This is a genomic window from Candidatus Nitrospira neomarina (genome assembly GCF_032051675.1).
In the GTDB taxonomy this organism is placed as follows: domain Bacteria; phylum Nitrospirota; class Nitrospiria; order Nitrospirales; family UBA8639; genus Nitrospira_E; species Nitrospira_E neomarina.
On the sequence record NZ_CP116968.1, the window covers coordinates 1,518,249 to 1,537,953 of the forward strand.

The window sequence follows — 19,705 nt, forward strand, 5'->3', positions numbered from 1 at the left end:
TTCCGTTCCACCGATTTATTCATAAGGGCCTTTGGGAACCAACTGGATACCCAACCCCTGGCTAATATTCGTCCAATGCGCACCCCCGTCTTGACTCCGAAATGCTCCGCTACTGGTTCCGGCATATAACTCGCCGGCATTCGATCTCGTGAGACTTTGAATAGCCAGGTTAGTCAACCCGGTATTCATGTCCATCCATTTTTGCTGATCATTTTTCCAACGAAAAATTCCGTTTCCCGTCGCCACAATGACATCTTTATGATCGGGGACAATGCTTCTGATTGAATCATTGGGAAGATTCCGACTGAGGGAGGACCAGGAATGCCCTCGATCCGTACTCGTGAAAATCCCCCCATCCTGTGTCCCTAAAAAAATGTGTTGCGCCTCATTGACGGCAATGACCCGAAGATAGCGATGCGGCAACCGCTCCCGTGGATCGACAAATACTGATTGGGAGTCCACCCATGTAGAAGGAGGAGAGTGTTGTGTCTCCAGATGAAAGAGACCTTTGCCTGAAGTCGCCGCTAACAGCTTGCCATCATCCATAATGGCAAGGCCCGGAACCAGAATCCGATCCAATCCGGCTCCGACAGTGACCCACTGTTTCTCAGCTTCAACCCACCGATACACCCCGGTTCCTGTTCCCGCATACACGACATCCTGGTGAACCAAAAATGATTTGACTTCCGACTCATGTAATCCGGTTCCAATAGACTCCCACGTCGTCCCCTTGAGTTCAAGCCGATAAATTCCACCACGCATTGTCCCGGCATAGATATGCTTCCCGGGAATCACGGCCAGACACAGCAAGAAAGGGTCGGTTAAGCCTCGATTCAACGGCTCCCAGGATTTCCCCTTATCCTGGCTCCGAAAAAGCCCCATTCCAAAGGATCCTGCATAGACAACTCCGTCCGGGGTCACCACGAGGGTTTGAATACTGGGGGAAAATCCTTTTTGGGAGTTTTGGGAATCATCCGGATGAAGAGACGGAATATTCGAGACGGAAAACCACGGCGGTATTAGAGAATGACTTTCTCCAATTCCGGAAAATCCCATAAGCCAGAACGAGGCAACTGTGCCCACAAGACAATTCCATAGAGGTCTTGGCATTCGGGTCGATTGGTGAACGGGTCTAATCCATTTAATCTTTTGCTGCATGGTCGGGTGCCTCTCCCTCCTCAGTCGCTTCACACTTCTCCCCCGCCGGCAGAGGAGCACGCCCAAAGACCTTTGCCCCCCAAATACCTATTTCATATAGAATGATCAACGGGACCGCCATTAATAGCATGGTGAACATTGTCGCGTCCGGGGTGATCACCGCAGAAAGAATCAACGCCACCAGCGCCGCATGCTTGCGGAACCGAACAAGGACAGATGCTTGAATGACACCCACGCGGGCCAAAAGAGAAAGCACCAGTGGAATTTCAAACGCAAAGCCAAACGCCAGAAGAAATTTGACGTTAAAATCGACATAGGTGCCGACAGCTAATTCTGGAGTAATGGCTCGATCCATGCCGAACGTGACAAAAAAGTTGATGACCAACGGCAGGATCACCATATTGCAAAAGCCCAACCCTAGAAGGAAAAACCCCAACCCGAGGAAGAAAAGCGGCACGGCCCATCGTTGCTCCTTCTGGAGCAACGCCGGCTCAATAAATTTCCAAAATTGGTACAGAATGATAGGGACACTGGCAATCACCGCCGCCATAAAAGAGATTTTTATGGAGGCAAATAATGCCTCTGCCGGAGCGTAAAAAATCAGATCATCTTCAAATGGCCGTTTGAACCAGTCGATGAGAATGGATGAGTAGGAAAATGCTATAACAAAAAACACCATGATCGTGGCTCCCACGATCAGTAACCGGCGTTTAATATCACGAATGTGGCGCTGTAGGGGATGCACCACCGCATTCATGGCCATGGAAGGGGAAAAAGCAGCCATTAGAAAGTGGGACTTAAAGTGCGAAGTAGCCGTTCGGATTAACCAGGTGTTTTGGCATTATCACGTGAGGCACGATGTTCACGAATCAGAGCGGCCATTCGATCTTTCTTGCCAAGCTTTTCCTTCTGTAAATGTTTTTTAAGAATTTCTTCCTGAGGAGTCAACACATGGTGTTTTAATAACTGCTGAAGCTCCAGATCCAACCGGTGATGGGATTCCTCCAACTCCTGATACTCCACATTGGATGCCCGCAAATTTTCGGCGATTTGTTCGTCCGTCACCATCGGTGCCCTCCTGTGTTAGTAGTGAATGTTGAACTGGTGACCGTTGCTTATTTACATTCGGCCGGGATTCCCAGGAGATCGTTTTTGTCAGATTTAGGCTTGAACAGAGGCTCCAGAATCATAAGGATAGCATCCTCATTTGGATTCGTATAGTAGGAACTTCTTCTGCCATATTCCTTAAATTCAAAGCTCTCATAGAGACGTTTCGCCCCCTGATTGGAGTTCCGAACCTCTAACATTCCCCGACAACATCCCTGAGCACTCCCGATGCATAAAGCTTGTAAAATTAACTGCTTAGCCAATCCCTGCCCACGGAAATGAGGGTGAACCGCCAGATTTAAAAAGCGGATTTCTTCAAAAATCACCCACACGCAGCAATAGGCCAGCAAGGGAATTTCCTGTTGTTCCTTTGAACCTGGGATGACAAGAATTCGGCTAAAGGCATTCCCTTGCAATTCGGCTTCAAAACTTTTTTCCGACCAGGGAACAGAAAAGCAGGCCTCTTCCAGACTCACCAATGCGTCCAAATCAGCCAATGTGGCCAATCGGATACCCTCATTGTGTGAAAGTTCACTCCCCACGACAGGGTCATGTGCGCCCATGCTTCCACTCCTCTGATGTCACAGGACCAGGTACCCGAAAAGTCTCACCCGATGGGATCCAAGCTTTTCGTTTTCGATATTTCTGCATACGATGGCTGAATATAATGTGGGGTGCAGCCTAACGGAAGGAGAGCCCGTCGTTCCAGCAGGACCCGTCCTGCCAACCCAATCCCTTTGGCTGATGGCCATTGCTCATCGGGAGGAGCTTCGATAAGAGAGAACCCTTTTGAAAGGAGAGTCGTCCGATTTTGCATCCACCCATCTCCGAGCACAACGGTCGGCTCGGTCAGACCGCCACAGACCTCCATGATGTCCCCAATGCGTGACTCTTTCACGCACACCATCCGGTGATTCTCCCAACGAAACAGTGCCCAATACACGATTTCCTGCCGAATACCGATAGTGCTGAGCAGAGGGAGCTCGGTAACAGGATGATTCCAGGCAAGCCCTTCGAGTGTAGAAACTCCCACCAAAGGAATCTGTAAAGCCAGCCGGAAGGCCGTCATGGTCGCCAAGCCCACCCGTAATCCGGTGAACGTCCCCGGTCCTATGGACACTACCAAGCCTTCAAGATTTGATAACTGCAAAGAGACCGAGGATAACAGCCGATCTATGGTGGGGATGAGTTGCGGGGTCAAAGGTTGCCCCGACTCACAGGCCAGACTGGCTAACAGCTGTTGGTCCCGGAACACGGCCACACTCTGATGGGAGGTGGCAGATTCTAGAGCTAAAAACAACATAGTGATGGATCCTGACTTACCGATTAGTGGTCCCTTGATGCATTAGGGCAACTATGAGGCCGCATTGACGATAAACTCCTTGAAGTGCAGGGTAATGGATCCTCCGCTGGGCCGATAGTCTGTCGCCCGAACCAGAAACGGCAATCGAACCGGAGCGCTCTCTTCGCCCGTGGCGACTTTCACCTCTCGATAATCTTCACATTCTACAAACACGACAATGTCATCGAACGAGCGTCGGTATTCAATCGACGTCAGATCCAGGGTCTGGACATCCACCCACGTCCGTACGGTGAACTCATCCTGAGATGAGATAGATGAGGATGGGTTTGCAGCCAGATCAATGCGATAGTGTTCGTTATTCTTCCACACGCGAGCCTCCTCATCGCCTACCCCCGAGACTTTACCCAACATGGCATCCAACGCACGAAGGCTCAGCATCACGGTGTGATCCCAGGGTGAACGCTCCTGAGGTTCATCTACTCTTCCGGTGATCACCTTGTCTTCACCGGATAAATACAATTCATACTCGTTGCCCCTGCGATGAAAAGTCATCACGGGAACACCCATACGGATAAAGGTTTTCAGATCCAAGATATCGGGATGCACATACGAAACCGTGCCAAGAACATTTTGGGAAAGCGGCACTCCGGAACCAGAGATGGACGCCTGAAATAATCCTCGAAGGGTGCGAATGGTCGACTCTTTTTGACGTAAGGCTTGGAATACCTTCCGTCGGTCCGGCTCGTCTTCAACCAGTTGTAATGATCCTTGAAAGATTCCGGCGCATCCGACAAGGAACACCAGCGGCAACAAGAACCAGCGACTGACAGCATTCATAATAACTAATCCGATTGACCACGCCATTTATGAGGCAGGACTCACAACCGTTTCCCAAATATCCCCAATGTCACGAATGCCAACGACTTCCATGCCAGCCACAGGTTTCCATTGGTTACGATTCGGCTCAGGAACCACGCAGCGTTGAAACCCCAATTTCATCGCCTCGCGAATGCGTAAGTCCGCATGTTGCACCGGCCGGACCTCTCCACCCAACCCGACCTCGCCCATCACGACCAATCTGGGATCCAACGCTAACTCCCGAAAGCTGGAAAGCACCGCACAGACGATGCCCACGTCAACGGTCGGCTCATCAATCCGAAGCCCTCCTACCACGTTCACGTACACATCGTACCCGCTAAAGTGCAACCCCAATCGTTTTTCAAGAACGGCCAACAGCAAGGACACCCGATTCACTTCCACACCTTTGGCCATACGTTTCGGCATGGGGTAGGTGGTCTCCGCGACCAGAGCCTGCAGCTCAACCAATAAGGGCCGAGACCCTTCCACGCTCGACACGACAATAGATCCGGCCCCATGTCCGATGCGTCCCGTTAAAAACAGTTCGGAGGGATTCCCAACCTCGGTCAACCCCTCATCCTTCATTTCAAAAACCCCGATTTCATTGGTCGGCCCGAAGCGGTTTTTCACGGCTCGAAGAATTCGGTAGCTCTGGCCTTTGTCTCCTTCAAAATACAACACCGTATCGACAATATGTTCCAGAAGCCTTGGCCCGGCAATCACGCCTTCCTTCGTCACATGCCCGATAATAAAGATAGGAACATGCGTCCGCTTGGCATACCACATCAGGCGGCAGCCAACCTCCTGAACCTGGCTGACACTCCCTGGGGCCGATGTGAGTTCCTGCGTAAAAACTGTTTGAATGGAATCCACGACGATAACACCGGGATTCATCTGCTCAGCCACTTTGAAAATTTCTTCCAGGGAGGTGGCAGCAGCCACATACAGGTTGGGGGATTGAATGCCTATACGATCCGCCCGCATCTTAATTTGCTGAGGTGATTCTTCTCCCGATACATACAACCCGACCTGTTTGGCCGTTCCCAGGGAGGCAAGGGTTTGGAGCAAAAGCGTCGTTTTACCAATTCCAGGGTCGCCTCCAATCAAGATAACCGATCCTGGAACCACTCCCCCACCGAGCACTCGATTCAGTTCTTGGATACCAGCCTGAAGACGAAACTCCTGAGTCTGTTCAATAGAGCTGATTGGAACAGCCTCCGGTGTTCCTGCGGCGACACTTCGCTCTTGAAGGGTTGAAAGATCTCGATCAACCTCCTCCCGCAAAGAATTCCATTGCGCACATTCCGGACACCGACCGCTCCAGCGGACGCCTTGATATCCACATTCCTGACACACAAAACGGGTTTTGGGTCGTGCTGCCTTCACGAAGACTTCTTCCCTACAATCGGTTTCATGAATAGAAAATTATATAGAATTTATAATATCCACATCCGGTCGTTGGACCGATCGTCGACCGCCTATTTGCTAATTGGCTCCATCAAAGATGCCGTCGAATACGTGACCAATCATCGAGGACAATGGCCCGGCGTGGAAACCGACCCTTTGTCTGTGGTAGCGGTAAAATCACGGTTTGCAAACGATTTTGAACGAGTACTTCCGCAAACTCTGCCGTGCGCCCGATACCTCCACTCACTTTTTCCCACCCCTCTGTTTTCAGATCGTGTATGAGCTCGATCAATGCCGTTGGCGTCTTCGGAAGGATTCTAATCATTCCTGGAGGGAATTGGTGCTCGCGCAACCAATCCTGAATATGTTCAAGATGCCCTCGCCCGGTCAAGTCCAGATACACAAGGTTGTAATAAAATTGCGCAAGCTTGCCCAATTCTGCCGCTGCTGCCGGATGGGCATCTCCTAATATGAGGCCCGGATCCTCATAGGGTTCAGGCGGGGGCGGATCCATGATCAGTTCCCCTTCCACTAACACCGCCAAGTCAATCAGCAATATAGGACGACGACGTTCCCAGGATAGGAGGACCCCTTTTCCTTCGATGGCCTCGGTTTTAGATGGTGTCACCACCTTCACAATGATTGACAAATTCCCCCGCATACTGGGAGTAAAGTCGAGCCGAGCCCACCCGTGCGCGTCGGTATTCGCCTGGCCCACCGTCCGGCCATGCACAATAAATTCCAAGGGGCGGTCCGGCAAACCAATTTCCCCTTCGGCCTCGGGATTGGTTAAACGTGCTTGTAACTGAATGGGCTTCCCGGGAGAGGTGAGCAAATCAGTCACCGACAAATTAGCCGCCTGAGCCAGTGAGGCATTTAACCCTATTAAGGTCACCAAAATTCTCAAACCCCAATCTAGCAACACTAACCTCGGCATGGGACGATCGCCTTGCTTCATTCTACGGTCTCCATGTGGCTGGCAGATGGTTAAAATAATCCTCTTCCGCGCTTACCAAATGCAAACGCATCGAAGCCAGCCAGAATGGCAAATTGCATATAAATTAGCCACCCTGTCGGCCAGAAAAACTTGGAAATAATCAATAAAAAAATCCCACAGACCAGGTAAATATTCCCGCGTTTGACACCTAAGTACAGATGACCGATCCCCGGTAAAATGGAGAGGGTGGCGGCTCCAAGAGCATGCATGGTCTTTTCACGATCATTCATGAGAGTACCCGTCCCAAACCATACCATTGGCCCTCAAGTGAGTTCCAGGGATAGGCATCTGCACGATAAAAGAGTTGGCGGCCCACTCGCTGAAAAGCAGAAATCTGGAGGGATGGAAGGAGGAGTTCTTCAGGTAAGGTTCCGCTTGCGTAATTCTTCCTGGTAGGTTTTTTGATAAAGGACATCCCATTCTTGGGAACCTTCTGGAATCGGCCGTGCATATGATTGCAATCGACTCCGCACTTTTTGAACCAATTCCTCCTCTGCTTTCATGTGCTCGGCCAGCACGCGCTTCACTTCACGAAGAGCATGAGCAGAATCGCCAATCATCTTTGCCTCGGGCATGTCGGTGACACTAGTCAGAATTACATGGGCAAGATGAGTTTGTTTTTCGTCGCTGAGAATGGGTGTATTCATTAGCAATTCAGTCCTATGGCATTCAACGTCCTTTCTGCCCTATACCCTATAAAATGACCCCGCGTTCCTTGATGAGCTTTTGTTTCACCATCGTAAACATTTTCTGATAATCCGCCCGACCTTCTGCAAACTCTCGTTCAAACTGTTTCAACATCTCCCGGACATCCGCGTTCAAACGATCTTCCACCTGCAACTCGGATAGAATGGCTGCTTCCAATTTCTGAATCACCACTTCCGGTTTCCCTTGAATCTGTAACAATCCACTCGACTGTAATCGTTCAATGACTGAGACGGCCATATGATGTACGCGAACCTTATTGAGTCGCATCAGGTTCCTTCAGGAAGCTGTTCCACTCTCATAAGGGACGCCCCTGTGGCCTCCCTCAACACTTTCGGATCCCCTATTACTTTTCCAATGACGTTCACTCGATCAGCAGGAACCGGATCATCTCCGAGACTCATAGGAGTGCGTCCAAAAAAGACCGCCAACATTCCCCCCATGCCCCAAAAAGCGACATCGCCAACTTTTACCTGAGTGGTGGCAACTTCTCGATAGTCTTTGACCCCCGGCATGTTGCAATAAAACTCTTCTCCCCACTGATTCACTGGGGCCTCAATAGGAAGAGCTTCGACCACAGCCTGTGCGGTTCGATTCGGTTTGAGTTGTGCAATGACCTGGATCCCACCGATGGTCATTTTGATTTTCTGAGGACGGAATTCCATATATTCTCGCTTATGCTAGGAATGAACGAAGATCTCAAGATTGCATCGAATGTAGCTTGTCCTCTTGGTGAAATCAAGGTTAGAATTAACCTCTCTTCGCGTTAAGACTCATGTTACAATCCACATTTCTTTTTTTACCCGGCATTGGAGAATCCACTGAACGCCTCTGGTGGGAGGATGGCATTGGCACATGGGATACTTTCCTCGAAAAACCTATCGCACCCCGCATATCCCCGTTTCGAAAAGCCCAATATGATGAAGACATTCTGGAAGCACAAAAACAGTGGAAGGCACAGAATTCCCGTTTTTTTACCCGCATCCTGAAAGCGCGTGACCACTGGCGTCTTTATCCTAATTTTCGATCTCAGGCAGCGTTTCTCGATATTGAGACAAACGGAATTCCGTTCCCCGATGGCGAGATTACGGTGGTGGGTATTTACGGAAAAGGTCGCATGACCACGTTGATTCAAGGAGAAAACTTATCCGGTGAACGCTTGCAGGCGGAATTTGCCTCATACGATCTTCTTGTGACCTTCTTTGGCTCAGGCTTTGACTTGCCATTTTTAAAGGCCAAATATCCAGACTTGAGGATGGATCATCCCCATATCGACTTGTGTTTTGCGGCCAGACGTCTCGGATTAAAAGGTGGGCTGAAGGCAATTGAGACCGAAATAGGCTGTTATCGCCCGACTTTGGTGGAAGGACTGACGGGGTGGGATGCGGTCCGCCTGTGGGGAGAATGGCAACTCGGACAATCGAACTCTAGAGATGTACTCATCCAATACAATGAGGCAGATTGCAAAAACCTGGAGCCTTTGGCCGACCTTATTTACAACCGTTTGGTCCAACGTCATGGACTCCCTGAATTTATTGATTTCCTATGACATCCGCGCAACGCTCTGACAAATGGACCGGCGTCGGATTGACGGACCTCGGTCTAGTTAGAAAACTGAACCAGGATGCCTTTTCACTCGATAACTCCCTACAATTGTGGGTGTTGGCAGATGGGATGGGCGGACATGCCGGGGGGGAGGTAGCCAGCCAGATTGCGGTCAAAGCCATTCCCGATGTCGTCCGAACCCAGCTCTCTACTGAAATTTCTCCCTCCGTTCAACCTGACAAATTAGAATCGCTGCTGGATCAAGCTCTTGAATCCGCCAATCAACGTATTCGAAACGCCGCAGCAAAAGACGAATCCCTGAAAGGGATGGGAACAACCATCATCGTGGTCGCCATCACGCATTCTCCTAAAGGATACCAGGCAAGCGTGGCGCATGCCGGCGACAGCCGCGCCTATCTCTTTAGGCAGGGCACACTTTCGCTCTGGACAAAAGATCATACCCTTATGGAGGAACGGTTAGCCCTGAATCTCATTACAGCCAAACAGGTTCGCACTCACCCCCTTCGACATGTGTTAACCAAAGCCCTTGGAATTGATCCTGAGACACGTCCTACCATTCAGACCTATCCGCTTGAGCCATCGGATCTCATTCTGATGTGTTCAGACGGACTCACAAAAATGCTGACTGATCAGGAAATTCAAACGATTATCCGCAAGGAAGCTCCACAGGCCGAAGCGATATGCGGAACACTTGTGGATACTGCCAACCGATTAGGTGGAGAAGACAATACAACTGTCGTGTTAATCGGGTTGCACTGAGGAGGGATAAGGAGGAAGGTTCTAACGATGGGGTTTTCGAAACATGGCCGACCATCCAAAATATCCCACGGCATCTTTCATGTTTGAAAACCACCGTTGGGCCAGACCCATGGACGGATTGGTGACGTATTGTAGCGTGAGCACAACCCGCTCTTCTCCAGCCCCCAGCGGCGTAACGGCATGATGCAATTTATCGCCATTAAAGAAAATAAATGTACCTGGATCAGTCGGAAGGGATAACTCTTTAACCTCTCGACCCTGTTCTTTGGTATGTAAACGGCAGACCAAGCGGCTGCTTGATTGATCCTGCAATCCCAATAAAACCGTAAATCGTTTACCCTTATAATACGAGGTATCATAATGATACCCGATATGATCTCCAGCCTCGGTGTAAAAATACAGTGCACAGGAATGGGGATCCTCCTCAGGGCACAGCATTAACGGAACTCCGGCAATCCGGCTCAAAAGGTCGATCCATCCCTGGTGGTGATAGAACGCAAGAATGGCCGGAGCCGATTGCTGCAGAAGATAAAAACTGACACTTCCCCCCTTTTTATGCCCTGGTATAAAGTTTCGATTGATTTGGGGCCGCACCCGCTCTACTTCCCGCATAAATTCCTGAACAATCTGAGTGGGGATCAAATGCTCTAAAGCCAAGAACTCACCCTGTTCCCAATAGTAACGCGTGACCTCCTCAACCTTGATGATCTGAAGGGTCTCAGTCAACAGTTGATCAATGTCGGACACCGCTGGATTGAGCATAGGCACTCTCCTTCATCCCTTCAGATTCAAAACTTTCAGTCTATTCTTTTTTCAATGTGGTCATTGCCACCATTGATCGTAGCTTATCATGACAACCATCACATTCTCACCAGGCTATCAAATAATCTATCCGCTTGACCTCACCCTGACTGACGTTTTATGGTGCCCATTTTCGTCCACGAATTTTCATGTCGTCTCACAATTTTCTCCGCTGATCACACACTCCGTCTGGCTTGTATTCATGAACAGACTCCCCTATCGCGAATTAATTCATGGCCAGGATTATTGGATTCAGGATCAGGCCCTTCCCAACGCATTAGAGATTGCCCAACGATGTATGGCCATTCCAACCTGGACATTGGGATCCCCCTGGCGCCCGGAACCCTGGCCCGGCATGCGGGCTCCTGGAGCTCTGACTCCCGATGAACTGCACACCGTGGAAAGCTATGTGACCACACATTTAGGTATTCCCAACCTCTCTCCCCAATCGCATAACGAGGCAGGAATTTCCGGGCACAATCACATTCAGATATGCGGAGGAGCTGAAGGGGTCGCTCGTCCACATGTCGACTCTGCCAGAATTTGCAACTACGCCGCCGTCCTCTACCTCCATCCAAGCCCACCCACATCACATTGCGGCACATCCTTTTACCGACTGAATCTTCCCGGTGAACCACCAGACGGCAACTATTGCCCAAAAGGTTATGAAAGTCTTAGCGAAGTGCCTGGGGTATCACAGGAAATGGATCCCACCATGTTCAAAGAAATCCTGGAGGTCCCGTATGTCTTTAACCGCCTAGTTGCCTATAAATCGGATCTCATCCACTCTGCAACAGCGTATTTTGGCTGGGACCATGCGTTAGCTTCAAAACGAATGGCTGTCGTATTTTTTTGGAAAGCCGGATCTTGACAATTCTCGAACACAGAGAAAAAGCTATCCACTCATTTATGAATGGCTATCCTGCATGTATCAAGCTCATTCGAATTTAGATTAGGTTTTGGCAGGTTTTTTGGGGGGCTTATTGTGACCGGGGGCTACGTGAGGACGGTTTCCCCGATCCAGCATTTCACCGGCGGTTTTTCTGATAGTGGGAGTTAGCGTGCCTCCTCCCAACATGCGAGCGATTTCGGTTTCCCGATGAACTCCTGTGACTTCGTGGACCCTCGTGAGGGTTCGGTCTTCTAGCGTTGTTTTCTCAACCACAAACTGTGCATGAGCCTGAGAGGCAATCTGCGGAAGATGGGTGATACAACACACTTGATGAAATTGAGCCAACTGACGCAATCGACTTCCCATGACGTTGCCGGCTTCCCCACCAATCCCACTGTCAATTTCATCAAAAATGACGACAGGCGTCTGATCATTTTCCGCAAACACGGTTTTTAAGGCCAACATAATTCGGGACAATTCTCCACCCGATGCAATCCGGCCCAATGGCATCAGCGGTTCTCCAGGATTGGGAGCCAGTAACATCTCAACACGATCCATTCCTGCCGTCCCAAATCGGTTGTCTCCGTTGGCCATTTCAATATTAACCTGCACCTCCATTGTCGACATTTTAAGAGCCGCTAATTCCTGCTTGATTTCTTTGACCAAATGCTTCGCAACTGCTTTCCTCCTGGCCGACAAGTCTTCCGCCAAGGCCTTCATCGATTCATATCGACTGGTCACTTCTGCTTGCAGATACCGCACCTGCTCTTCTCCATTTTGGAGTTGCGCTAAATCTTGCTCAAGGGTCTTGGTAAGTTCTACTAAATCTTCGACCGGCTTTCCATATTTCTTTTTCAGCCGCTGAAGACCGGCCAACCGACTATCAATCAGATCCATTCTCTCAGGATCATACTCGATCCGAGTCCGGTAATCCCGAAGGTTATCTGTCACTTCCCGCAACGACATGTTCGCTGCCTCCAACAATGGGACCCACGATTCACCGTGCGCATCAATTTTTGCAAGCTCTTGTACCCACTCAGTCACCTTACCCAGATAATCCAGAATCGATCGTTCGCCTTCATGTAATGCCGTAAAGGCTTGATTCGATAATTCTCCTAATCGACCGCTATGTTTCAACCGATGGTATTCCTGGCTGAGAGTCTCTTCTTCTCCGGACTGCAACTGCATTTTGACTAGCTCGTCATATTGATATTGAAGAATATCTTGCCTATTGGTTTGATCCCGTAACCGGACCACATATTCATCCAAAGCTGCCTTTTTCTCGACCCATTCTCGGTGCATCACCTGATAGGATCCGACGACATCCTCAAGGTTCCCAAACGCATCCAACAATTTGAGCTGGGTCTTAGGGGAGAGCAATGATTGCTGATCATGTTGGCCATGGATATCTACCAACTGAGGGCCGATGTCTTGAATCGTTTGAAGAGGGGCAAGTTGCCCGTTGAGGAAATTCCGATTCCTTCCCGACCGCGATAAGATCCGACGAACGATAATGTCCTGTTGATCGGGAAGGAGGTATCCGTCCCCTTGCAATCTGCTCGCTAGAGGATGAGTCAGTGGGATGAGGAAACAGGCTTCCAGCAGAGCTTCCTCGGCACCAAACCGAATATGCTCGGCGGAGGCTCGTCCCCCGGTGATTAACACCAATGCATCAATAAGAAGAGATTTTCCAGCGCCGGTCTCCCCCGTCAAGACGAGAAACCCAGGAGGAAATTCCAAATGGAGTTGATCGATGAGGGCAAAGTTGGAGATACGCAGCTCGGTCAGCATAACACCGAGTCATCGGTCTCGCTGATCAGGCAGGAGACGTGGATTGAGCCAGGAGCGAGTCAATAACTTGTTTGAATTGTTGCTTCGGTCTTGCACCAACAATTTTTTCGACAACTTGGCCATCCTTGAAGAAGAGAATACTTGGGATACTCATGATTTGATATTTCCCCGCAACTTCGGGAGCATCATCGGTATTGAGCTTCATGACTTTAAGTTTTCCCTGATATTCCTGTGCAAGCTCATCGACGATTGGGGCCACCATTTGACAGGGTCCACACCAAACTGCCCAGAAATCCACCATCACGACCTCTGAAGATTTCAGTACTTCCCCATCCCAATTCGCTGCATCGGCTTTGGCCACTAAATCAGACACTGACTGCCTCCTTGGATAAATACGACAAAATGTCCAGACTGTCTTGCCATCCTAAAACCGCTCTTATCGGACTGTCAACTCACTCAAATACGATTAACCTATCTCCAGAGAGGGGCACCCTGTGTGCTCTGCTTGACCACTTCACTCACAGGCAGAGATAGAATTCACCATTGCCATTCATCCGGGGTTCCAGTCCACCATGAATCAGGCTTCAATGCACGCCAACGAGTTTGTTGCGCCCACAATTCATCCGTCCGTGTCCGACTCAACCGATTGGCCATTGCTGCGGTCACATCAAATTGTTGCCGAATGCCTTCATGAATGAGTTCTTGCGCCATACGAGGCATGACATTCGGCGGATCAATGAGATCGAGAACATCCCGTGCGGTCAAATTCAGGGCTAATTGCTCCACTTTCACATAATCTTCCTGCTTGGCTAATGCTCCTAAATAACCATCAATTGCCTCATAGACATAGGCCAAATAAACGTATGCTTCAACCGAGGGATTGCGGTCAATATTTTCCTGGCAAGCCTCTACTGCTCGACGGTAATCTCCGGCCATCAAAAACACTTTAGCGTGTGCAAGAGATTGCATAGGCAAGACAGGCGTCTGATCTGACTGAGCCCAACCATTGGAAAGCGGTAACGTACCAAGAAGAATTACTCCCACCCCGAGACACATCATCATTTCCCTTCCTCTTTCGCTCAACGACGAAATAGTCATGTTCTCCTCCATCACTAAAATCGCGCAACAAACATCATTCTCGATAGATTCTCTGTTCGTTCTGAAAATTTACGATGATTCACTAGACCCATTTTCAAGATTGTCAGATTTTTAATCAGTACGAGAATCTCGAAATCCCTCTGTTTCCAATCACTATTGCATGATATACGGCTGACCTAATCTTTGATGTCCCGAAACCACGACACAATGCTGGATAAAGGCCCCTTGTTATTTAGAAAAACACAAAAAGTCTACCACCAGACTCATCCCTACAACTCAAGACTCCCATAAACGCCTTCCATTGAACAATCTAAAACGTCAATGGCATGCACTTTGCGAAAGACCGTGTCCAAAAAGCATTTAATTAAACCTGGCTTCTCAATATCTAAACAAAAAATAATGAGGGAAAAATTCTAAACCCATTAAGCATTAAAGGAATAAAATGAAACGAAACCAAACACTGTTATCTTGTGTCCTCATCATTGGTATAGAAACCTTCTCCATATGCTTACTCCCCGTTTCACCAACTCCTGCAAATTCGGCCGATATCGCATTAGTTCTTTCGTCTTCTTCGCCTGTATCACCATTGCCTCCGGAAATGGTCCATTGGCCGGAATCTAGCCACAGCGACGACACCTTAGCGGCCCTCACCATCTATCTGGAAGCCGGCGGTGAAAGTTTTGCTGGAAAGTTAGCTGTCGCGGCCGTCATTCGGAACCGAATGGCTCTCAAATACCATAGCGATGGCACGGTCAAGGGCACGGTTCTTCGGGCCAAACAGTTTGAACCATGGATGGGACGAAATCCAGAAGAAATGGAATTTGATCAAACCAATCGAAACATGAAAGATAGTTTATTAGCCTGGAAGGTTGTACAAGACGGGCGAAAGATGGTGAATGGGGCTGTACTGTTTTATAATCCCCAACTGGTCAAAACTCCCCGGTGGGCTCAGATCAACCGTAAAGTGGCAAAAATTGGCGGACACGAATTTTTTAATAAGCACACCATTTAATCTAGTTTAATTAGTCACGGACCACGGGTGTTTTTCGCAAATTCCTGGGTCGGGGCGCACTGGGTCCCCCATCCTCTATACGTTTCAACTCTATGCGTAGATGTCGAATGGCACCGGAATGCACCCGGCAGACCCCAGATTCGGTCAGACCCATTTGCCGACCAATTTCTTTCATCGTCAATCCCGCATGATAATACGATTGAAGCACCTCTTGCTGGCGTGCCGATAATGTCTGGAGCGCCGCTGACAGGGCCGCTTTCATTTCTGCATCCGCACAGGCCACAAAAGGGTCCAGATGGTTAACGTCCGGCAAAACATCACGAAGGGTGCATTCATCTTCCCCCTGCCCAACCGGCTCATCCAGACTAATTAACCGGGGATCACACCCGCCCACTCCTTCTATCTCCTCAATGGGGACGCCCAACAGTGTGGCCAATTCCTGTGTGGTCGGTGGCACCCCATTTTTCTGAAGATGCTCTTCAACTATTTGTCGCACTTGATCTCGACGAAATCGAACAGACCGAGGAACCCAATCCATAGACCGAATTTCATCTAACATCATGCCACGAATACGATATTCGGCAAATGTGCGAAATTTAATATCACGTGTCGGATCATAGCGCTTCAACGCCGACAACAGCCCCATAGCCCCTGCGCTGGTCAAATCCTCGACATCCAGGGAAAAGGGATTTCTGAATGCCATAATTCCGGCCATCCGACGAATGATCGGGAGAAACTCTAATAAAATCCGGGTAACATATTCCTGATCGAGCTGGCCCTGTGCCTCCGTATGTTCTACTTTTTTCGGACTAACCGAACAGAGGTGAGATGTGTCGGGTTCTTTGATACCAACTGTTGTCTCCGTGGAATGTTGTGCGTCTTCGTCCATATTTTGGCCTTTCCAGGGTGACCAAAAAAAAGCGCCCCTTCCAGGAAAGGGGCGCATGAACGAACGCATGGATCTACCAACACAGTTCGGTAACCAGACGAACCCTGCAACGACAACGTTCTCAGGGTTTCTTGGCTTTGCGCCCTACCCTCACGGATAGTTTGCCCTTGTCACCTGTTGAATTCGTTAGTCGATAATTACAACCTCATGTAAGTGATGGTTTTTTGAAATTTTCCGATTAACTGTCTGTCTTGGATCTTCGGATTCTCCCCTACTCTTCGACCTCTATCTCTTTGGAAATGTTATCGGATCCGAGTCAAGGGGAATTAAGAAAATCCCTTGCGTGTTTATGAAAAAACTACGCAAATTCATATATTGCACAGTATCAAAAACCAATACGAATGGTGATCAGGAACAGATGGTCAAAATCTCATTCACACAATCCCTCCAGTGCCCTTCATGACAATCGCGGATCCTTCATTTCAGCCTCAAAAACAGATTTATTCCTATGATCAAAAACATGACTGTGGCAATCCAACCGCCAATGATCGGTAATACCGCTCCATTTCGTCCTAAGACAATGCCTACTGAATGCGCCGCCCAGAAAAAAAATCCAATTGCCAGAGTTTGCCCAAGCCCTTTAGCTATTCCAACCTCACGCACACCACTTCCGCGCAGACTCACCGAGATCCCTAACAGTATCATCACCAGAGGAACCAGAGAGTACGCAATTCGAGACCAATAATCAGTTAAAAAACGATGAGGACTATGGCCATCTTCTATTAACCTTTGAATATAGTCATGCAATTGATACAAGGACATATGCTCTGGAGACTGAGCCAGCCAATTCTGAAAATCATCAGGCGTGAGAGAGAGAGGCAACGTCTGCCGTGGGATAACATTCACTTGCAGGCGTTCTTTAGCCTGAAATGTTCGCTCAATCGCATGCTCCATTATCCATTCTTCATCGACAAACGTTGCCCATTCTCCTTTAAGAATCCTTTTGAGACTGAAGCGATCATCGAGGGTGTATTGGTGGATACCATTCAAACGAAACCCATCTTCTGTCACGGAATCAATTCGCATAAGGTGATTGCGTCCCACCCGAAGCCATAAACGTTCCGGAGTTAGTAAGAGGGGCTCTGGTTTATTTTGGATTAAAACCGATTGAACAAATTCAGCTTTAATATTGGCCAAAGGAATCAACACGGACGTCAAACTCAGACCCACCACACTCACAAACCCGCCAAAGACAAAAAAAGGAATGGCAATTTGATAAAAACTTAATCCACAACTTCGCATCGCCGTGATTTCACGAGTCCGATTAAGCCCACAAATTGTCAAAATTGATGCCATTAGAGCCGCTAGCGGGGCTAAGAGAAAAGCAATTTCGGGAATTCGATAGACAAAAAAGCTTAAAATAACGCTTAGGTCTGCATCATATTTCAAAAATTTTCTCAATTTTTCAAAAAAATCCACGACCAGATAAATCGTCAGCACGGTTACAAGACACATTAAGAAGACGCGACTAAATTTCCCAAATACATACCAAGAAATTTTTTTCATGATCTAACTTGCTTGAGAGAATGCTGGGTCATTGTTTTCCAGCTTGAAATAGAAGGAACCCTGTGAAGAAGGCCAGGATAATGTTGGGCATCCACGCACCGAAAAACGGAGAAATCACCAAAGTCGTCACGAGAAACTCTCCCAATACATTTAATAAATAAAATCCGATAACCACGAGAACCCCAATCGCAAACCCTCCAGCTTTCCCGGACCGCTTCGACACAATCCCCACCGGGACGCCCAATAACCCCAGCACAAAGGTGGCGACCGGAAAGGCGGTGTCTTTATGAAACTCTACTAATCGACGAAGGGCTCCTGCGTCCGTTCCACCTGATTCCTCCAATTGCTGAGTGAGGTTGTGGTAGGTTTTCCGTTTTGTCTTATCTTTCACGGAGGAAAAAGGCGAAGAAAGCCAAAAATCATAGGTATCAAAGATAACCCGATGAAAATTATTGGCATCTTTGGGGATTTGATGAATTGCCCCCTTAAACAATCGAATGCCAAACTGCTGACGTTCGCTTTGTTTCAACATGTGAAAATTCTCCGCCACAATTATTAAGGGTTGCTCCGGATTGCGTTGGTCCGAAATGAAGATCCCCTTATCGCCAGAAGCATTCTCCGAGTGTGGCACATACACCATGAGTCCGGGGATTGGTTCATTAAACACTCCCGAATCAACCGCAAGAGTCAACTCATCTTCGATGACGCTCAAAGCCAAAGTCTTCAAAGACACATTGGCCCAGGGCTGGCCCCATTGAGAAAGATATACCGTCAAGAGGAATACAATGCCGGAAAAAACCACCACAGGAAGGTTGATTCGCCAGAAACTGACCCCCGCAGCTCGAATAGCAATGACCTCATTGTCAAACGATAGACGATTAAAGGCCGAAATTGAGGCAATTAAGCAGGCAATTGGTAAGGTTAGGACTAAAAAAGAAGGAAGCAAATGCAGCACAATTGACCCCAAGGCCGCCAAACTGATTCCCCGGGATACCACTAAATCCACCAACCGTAGCATTTCCTTGGTAAAAATGATGAAACACAACCCGGTCAGGCTGGTCAAAAATGGGGGAAGCAACTCAAAAAAAATGTACCGATCGAAAAGTCTGATCAAGGTCTTGGACAATTCAAATAAGTGGAAAGTGATGATATATGTTGGCTGATTAGCAGGGCCGCTTTACTCATTTTCAATCAAATATCCGAAATAATTAGCTTATAGGCGGTTATAGGAGAATAGTAGGGAATGAATTTCCTCCTGTCATTTATTGACAGATTCTGTAAACTGTGCTACATCCTCTTCGTTTTTGTAATGGGTAAAGAAGTGAGAAGAATATTACGCCGTGAAGCCGAGAGAGGAATGGACTCCTTTTTCGGCTTTTCTTTTTAAATACGCACAACTTTTTTGAAATATATATCCACAAGTACTCTAATGGGGAGGGCCATCATGAGAAGTAAGGGAACCGTAAAATGGTTTAATGATCGAAAAGGTTTTGGCTTCATTCAAGTTGAAGGTGGACAGGATGTGTTTGTCCATTATTCCGCACTTCAAGAAGACGGCTTTAAATCTTTAAAAGAGGGGGAATCGGTAGAATTTGACTTGGTAGAAGGAGCAAAGGGTCCACAGGCTGCCAACGTCACAAAATCAGGAATTGGCCAACCATCTTAAAGTGGTAAATCTCTGTCGCATTCTCGCCATTATTTGCTGATGACGAAAGGGTGAATTTTTTGGGACATTAGATCTCAACTTTTCTTCAACGGAATAATCTGGAATTCCTCGTCTTTGACTTGTTGTCAAA

The 19,705-nt window shown here is 48.4% G+C and carries 24 protein-coding genes and 1 riboswitch; of the genes, 5 read left to right on the top strand and 19 right to left on the bottom strand.

The features are described from left to right. Window positions 1-15 precede the first annotated feature (15 nt). From PQG83_RS06780 to PQG83_RS06835, 12 genes are all read right to left on the bottom strand, one after another. Window positions 16-1,083, bottom strand: a complete 1,068-nt coding sequence (locus PQG83_RS06780) for a ligand-binding sensor domain-containing protein (RefSeq protein WP_312748075.1) — start codon at window positions 1,081-1,083, stop codon at window positions 16-18. Window positions 1,084-1,141: 58 nt separating this feature from the next. Then, on the bottom strand, window positions 1,142-1,942 hold the full coding sequence (gene tatC, locus PQG83_RS06785) for a twin-arginine translocase subunit TatC (protein ID WP_312748077.1): 801 nt from the start codon (window positions 1,940-1,942) through the stop codon (window positions 1,142-1,144). Window positions 1,943-1,980: 38 nt separating this feature from the next. Continuing rightward, on the bottom strand, window positions 1,981-2,226 hold the full coding sequence (locus tag PQG83_RS06790; RefSeq protein ID WP_312748079.1) for a DUF465 domain-containing protein: 246 nt from the start codon (window positions 2,224-2,226) through the stop codon (window positions 1,981-1,983). Window positions 2,227-2,273: 47 nt separating this feature from the next. Beyond that, on the bottom strand, window positions 2,274-2,828 hold the full coding sequence (rimI, locus tag PQG83_RS06795) for a ribosomal protein S18-alanine N-acetyltransferase (RefSeq protein ID WP_312748081.1): 555 nt from the start codon (window positions 2,826-2,828) through the stop codon (window positions 2,274-2,276). Window positions 2,829-2,872: 44 nt separating this feature from the next. Next, window positions 2,873-3,568 carry a tRNA (adenosine(37)-N6)-threonylcarbamoyltransferase complex dimerization subunit type 1 TsaB gene (gene tsaB, locus PQG83_RS06800; protein ID WP_312748083.1) on the bottom strand — a complete coding sequence of 232 codons (696 nt, stop codon included), beginning with the start codon at window positions 3,566-3,568 and terminating at the stop codon, window positions 2,873-2,875. 51 nt (window positions 3,569-3,619) lie between these two features. Beyond that, window positions 3,620-4,432 carry a hypothetical protein gene (locus PQG83_RS06805; RefSeq protein ID WP_312748084.1) on the bottom strand — a complete coding sequence of 271 codons (813 nt, stop codon included), beginning with the start codon at window positions 4,430-4,432 and terminating at the stop codon, window positions 3,620-3,622. Then, on the bottom strand, window positions 4,433-5,812 hold the full coding sequence (radA, locus tag PQG83_RS06810; RefSeq protein WP_312748086.1) for a DNA repair protein RadA: 1,380 nt from the start codon (window positions 5,810-5,812) through the stop codon (window positions 4,433-4,435). It abuts the gene before it with no gap. A gap of 112 nt (window positions 5,813-5,924) precedes the next feature. Further along, window positions 5,925-6,791 carry a hypothetical protein gene (locus tag PQG83_RS06815; protein ID WP_312748088.1) on the bottom strand — a complete coding sequence of 289 codons (867 nt, stop codon included), beginning with the start codon at window positions 6,789-6,791 and terminating at the stop codon, window positions 5,925-5,927. 29 nt (window positions 6,792-6,820) lie between these two features. After that, window positions 6,821-7,060, bottom strand: a complete 240-nt coding sequence (locus PQG83_RS06820; protein ID WP_312748089.1) for a hypothetical protein — start codon at window positions 7,058-7,060, stop codon at window positions 6,821-6,823. A 129-nt stretch (window positions 7,061-7,189) separates the two neighbouring features. Further along, the gene (locus tag PQG83_RS06825) at window positions 7,190-7,477 is read right to left on the bottom strand and encodes a DUF507 family protein (protein WP_312641850.1); all 288 of its coding nucleotides are present in this window, start codon (window positions 7,475-7,477) and stop codon (window positions 7,190-7,192) included. 46 nt (window positions 7,478-7,523) lie between these two features. Further along, complete coding sequence (locus PQG83_RS06830) at window positions 7,524-7,805, bottom strand: DUF507 family protein (protein WP_312748091.1); 282 nt, start codon at window positions 7,803-7,805, stop codon at window positions 7,524-7,526. Continuing rightward, window positions 7,805-8,200, bottom strand: coding sequence for a cyclophilin-like fold protein (locus PQG83_RS06835; protein WP_312748093.1), 396 nt, complete (start codon window positions 8,198-8,200; stop codon window positions 7,805-7,807). The genes PQG83_RS06830 and PQG83_RS06835 overlap by 1 nt, the downstream gene beginning before the upstream one ends. A gap of 110 nt (window positions 8,201-8,310) precedes the next feature. On the opposite strand from PQG83_RS06835, the gene PQG83_RS06840 reads away from it, so the two are divergent. Then, a complete protein-coding gene (locus PQG83_RS06840) occupies window positions 8,311-9,084 on the top strand; it encodes a ribonuclease H-like domain-containing protein (protein WP_312748095.1) in 774 nt (257 codons plus the stop codon). Beyond that, a complete protein-coding gene (locus PQG83_RS06845; protein WP_312748097.1) occupies window positions 9,081-9,860 on the top strand; it encodes a Stp1/IreP family PP2C-type Ser/Thr phosphatase in 780 nt (259 codons plus the stop codon). Before PQG83_RS06840 ends, PQG83_RS06845 begins: the two co-directional genes overlap by 4 nt. A gap of 21 nt (window positions 9,861-9,881) precedes the next feature. Here the strand turns inward: PQG83_RS06845 and PQG83_RS06850 are convergent, their stop codons facing one another. Further along, window positions 9,882-10,622, bottom strand: a complete 741-nt coding sequence (locus PQG83_RS06850; RefSeq protein WP_312748099.1) for a HalD/BesD family halogenase — start codon at window positions 10,620-10,622, stop codon at window positions 9,882-9,884. A 241-nt stretch (window positions 10,623-10,863) separates the two neighbouring features. On the opposite strand from PQG83_RS06850, the gene PQG83_RS06855 reads away from it, so the two are divergent. After that, a complete protein-coding gene (locus tag PQG83_RS06855) occupies window positions 10,864-11,532 on the top strand; it encodes a DUF6445 family protein (protein ID WP_312748101.1) in 669 nt (222 codons plus the stop codon). Between the two features lie 81 nt (window positions 11,533-11,613). On the opposite strand, the gene recN is transcribed toward PQG83_RS06855, so the two are convergent. From recN to PQG83_RS06870, 3 genes are all read right to left on the bottom strand, one after another. Continuing rightward, window positions 11,614-13,344, bottom strand: a complete 1,731-nt coding sequence (recN, locus tag PQG83_RS06860) for a DNA repair protein RecN (RefSeq protein WP_312748103.1) — start codon at window positions 13,342-13,344, stop codon at window positions 11,614-11,616. Between the two features lie 25 nt (window positions 13,345-13,369). Further along, window positions 13,370-13,717, bottom strand: coding sequence for a thioredoxin (trxA, locus tag PQG83_RS06865; protein ID WP_312748105.1), 348 nt, complete (start codon window positions 13,715-13,717; stop codon window positions 13,370-13,372). A gap of 164 nt (window positions 13,718-13,881) precedes the next feature. After that, window positions 13,882-14,442, bottom strand: a complete 561-nt coding sequence (locus PQG83_RS06870) for a tetratricopeptide repeat protein (protein ID WP_312748107.1) — start codon at window positions 14,440-14,442, stop codon at window positions 13,882-13,884. A 442-nt stretch (window positions 14,443-14,884) separates the two neighbouring features. On the opposite strand from PQG83_RS06870, the gene PQG83_RS06875 reads away from it, so the two are divergent. Continuing rightward, a complete protein-coding gene (locus tag PQG83_RS06875) occupies window positions 14,885-15,454 on the top strand; it encodes a cell wall hydrolase (protein WP_312748109.1) in 570 nt (189 codons plus the stop codon). Between the two features lie 10 nt (window positions 15,455-15,464). Here the strand turns inward: PQG83_RS06875 and PQG83_RS06880 are convergent, their stop codons facing one another. The 3 genes from PQG83_RS06880 to PQG83_RS06890 all read right to left on the bottom strand — a co-directional run bounded on the left by PQG83_RS06880 (window position 15,465) and on the right by PQG83_RS06890 (window position 19,035). Next, complete coding sequence (locus PQG83_RS06880; protein ID WP_312748111.1) at window positions 15,465-16,343, bottom strand: sigma-70 family RNA polymerase sigma factor; 879 nt, start codon at window positions 16,341-16,343, stop codon at window positions 15,465-15,467. Window positions 16,344-16,428: 85 nt separating this feature from the next. After that, window positions 16,429-16,519, bottom strand: a riboswitch (cyclic di-GMP riboswitch). Between the two features lie 301 nt (window positions 16,520-16,820). After that, window positions 16,821-17,909: an LPS export ABC transporter permease LptG gene (gene lptG, locus PQG83_RS06885; protein WP_312748113.1), complete on the bottom strand. Its 1,089-nt coding sequence runs from the start codon at window positions 17,907-17,909 to the stop codon at window positions 16,821-16,823. 28 nt (window positions 17,910-17,937) lie between these two features. Next, a complete protein-coding gene (locus tag PQG83_RS06890; protein WP_312748115.1) occupies window positions 17,938-19,035 on the bottom strand; it encodes an LptF/LptG family permease in 1,098 nt (365 codons plus the stop codon). A 318-nt stretch (window positions 19,036-19,353) separates the two neighbouring features. Between PQG83_RS06890 and PQG83_RS06895 the strand changes: the two genes are divergently transcribed. Then, a complete protein-coding gene (locus PQG83_RS06895) occupies window positions 19,354-19,575 on the top strand; it encodes a cold shock domain-containing protein (protein ID WP_312641881.1) in 222 nt (73 codons plus the stop codon). The last annotated feature ends 130 nt before the right edge of the window (window positions 19,576-19,705 follow it).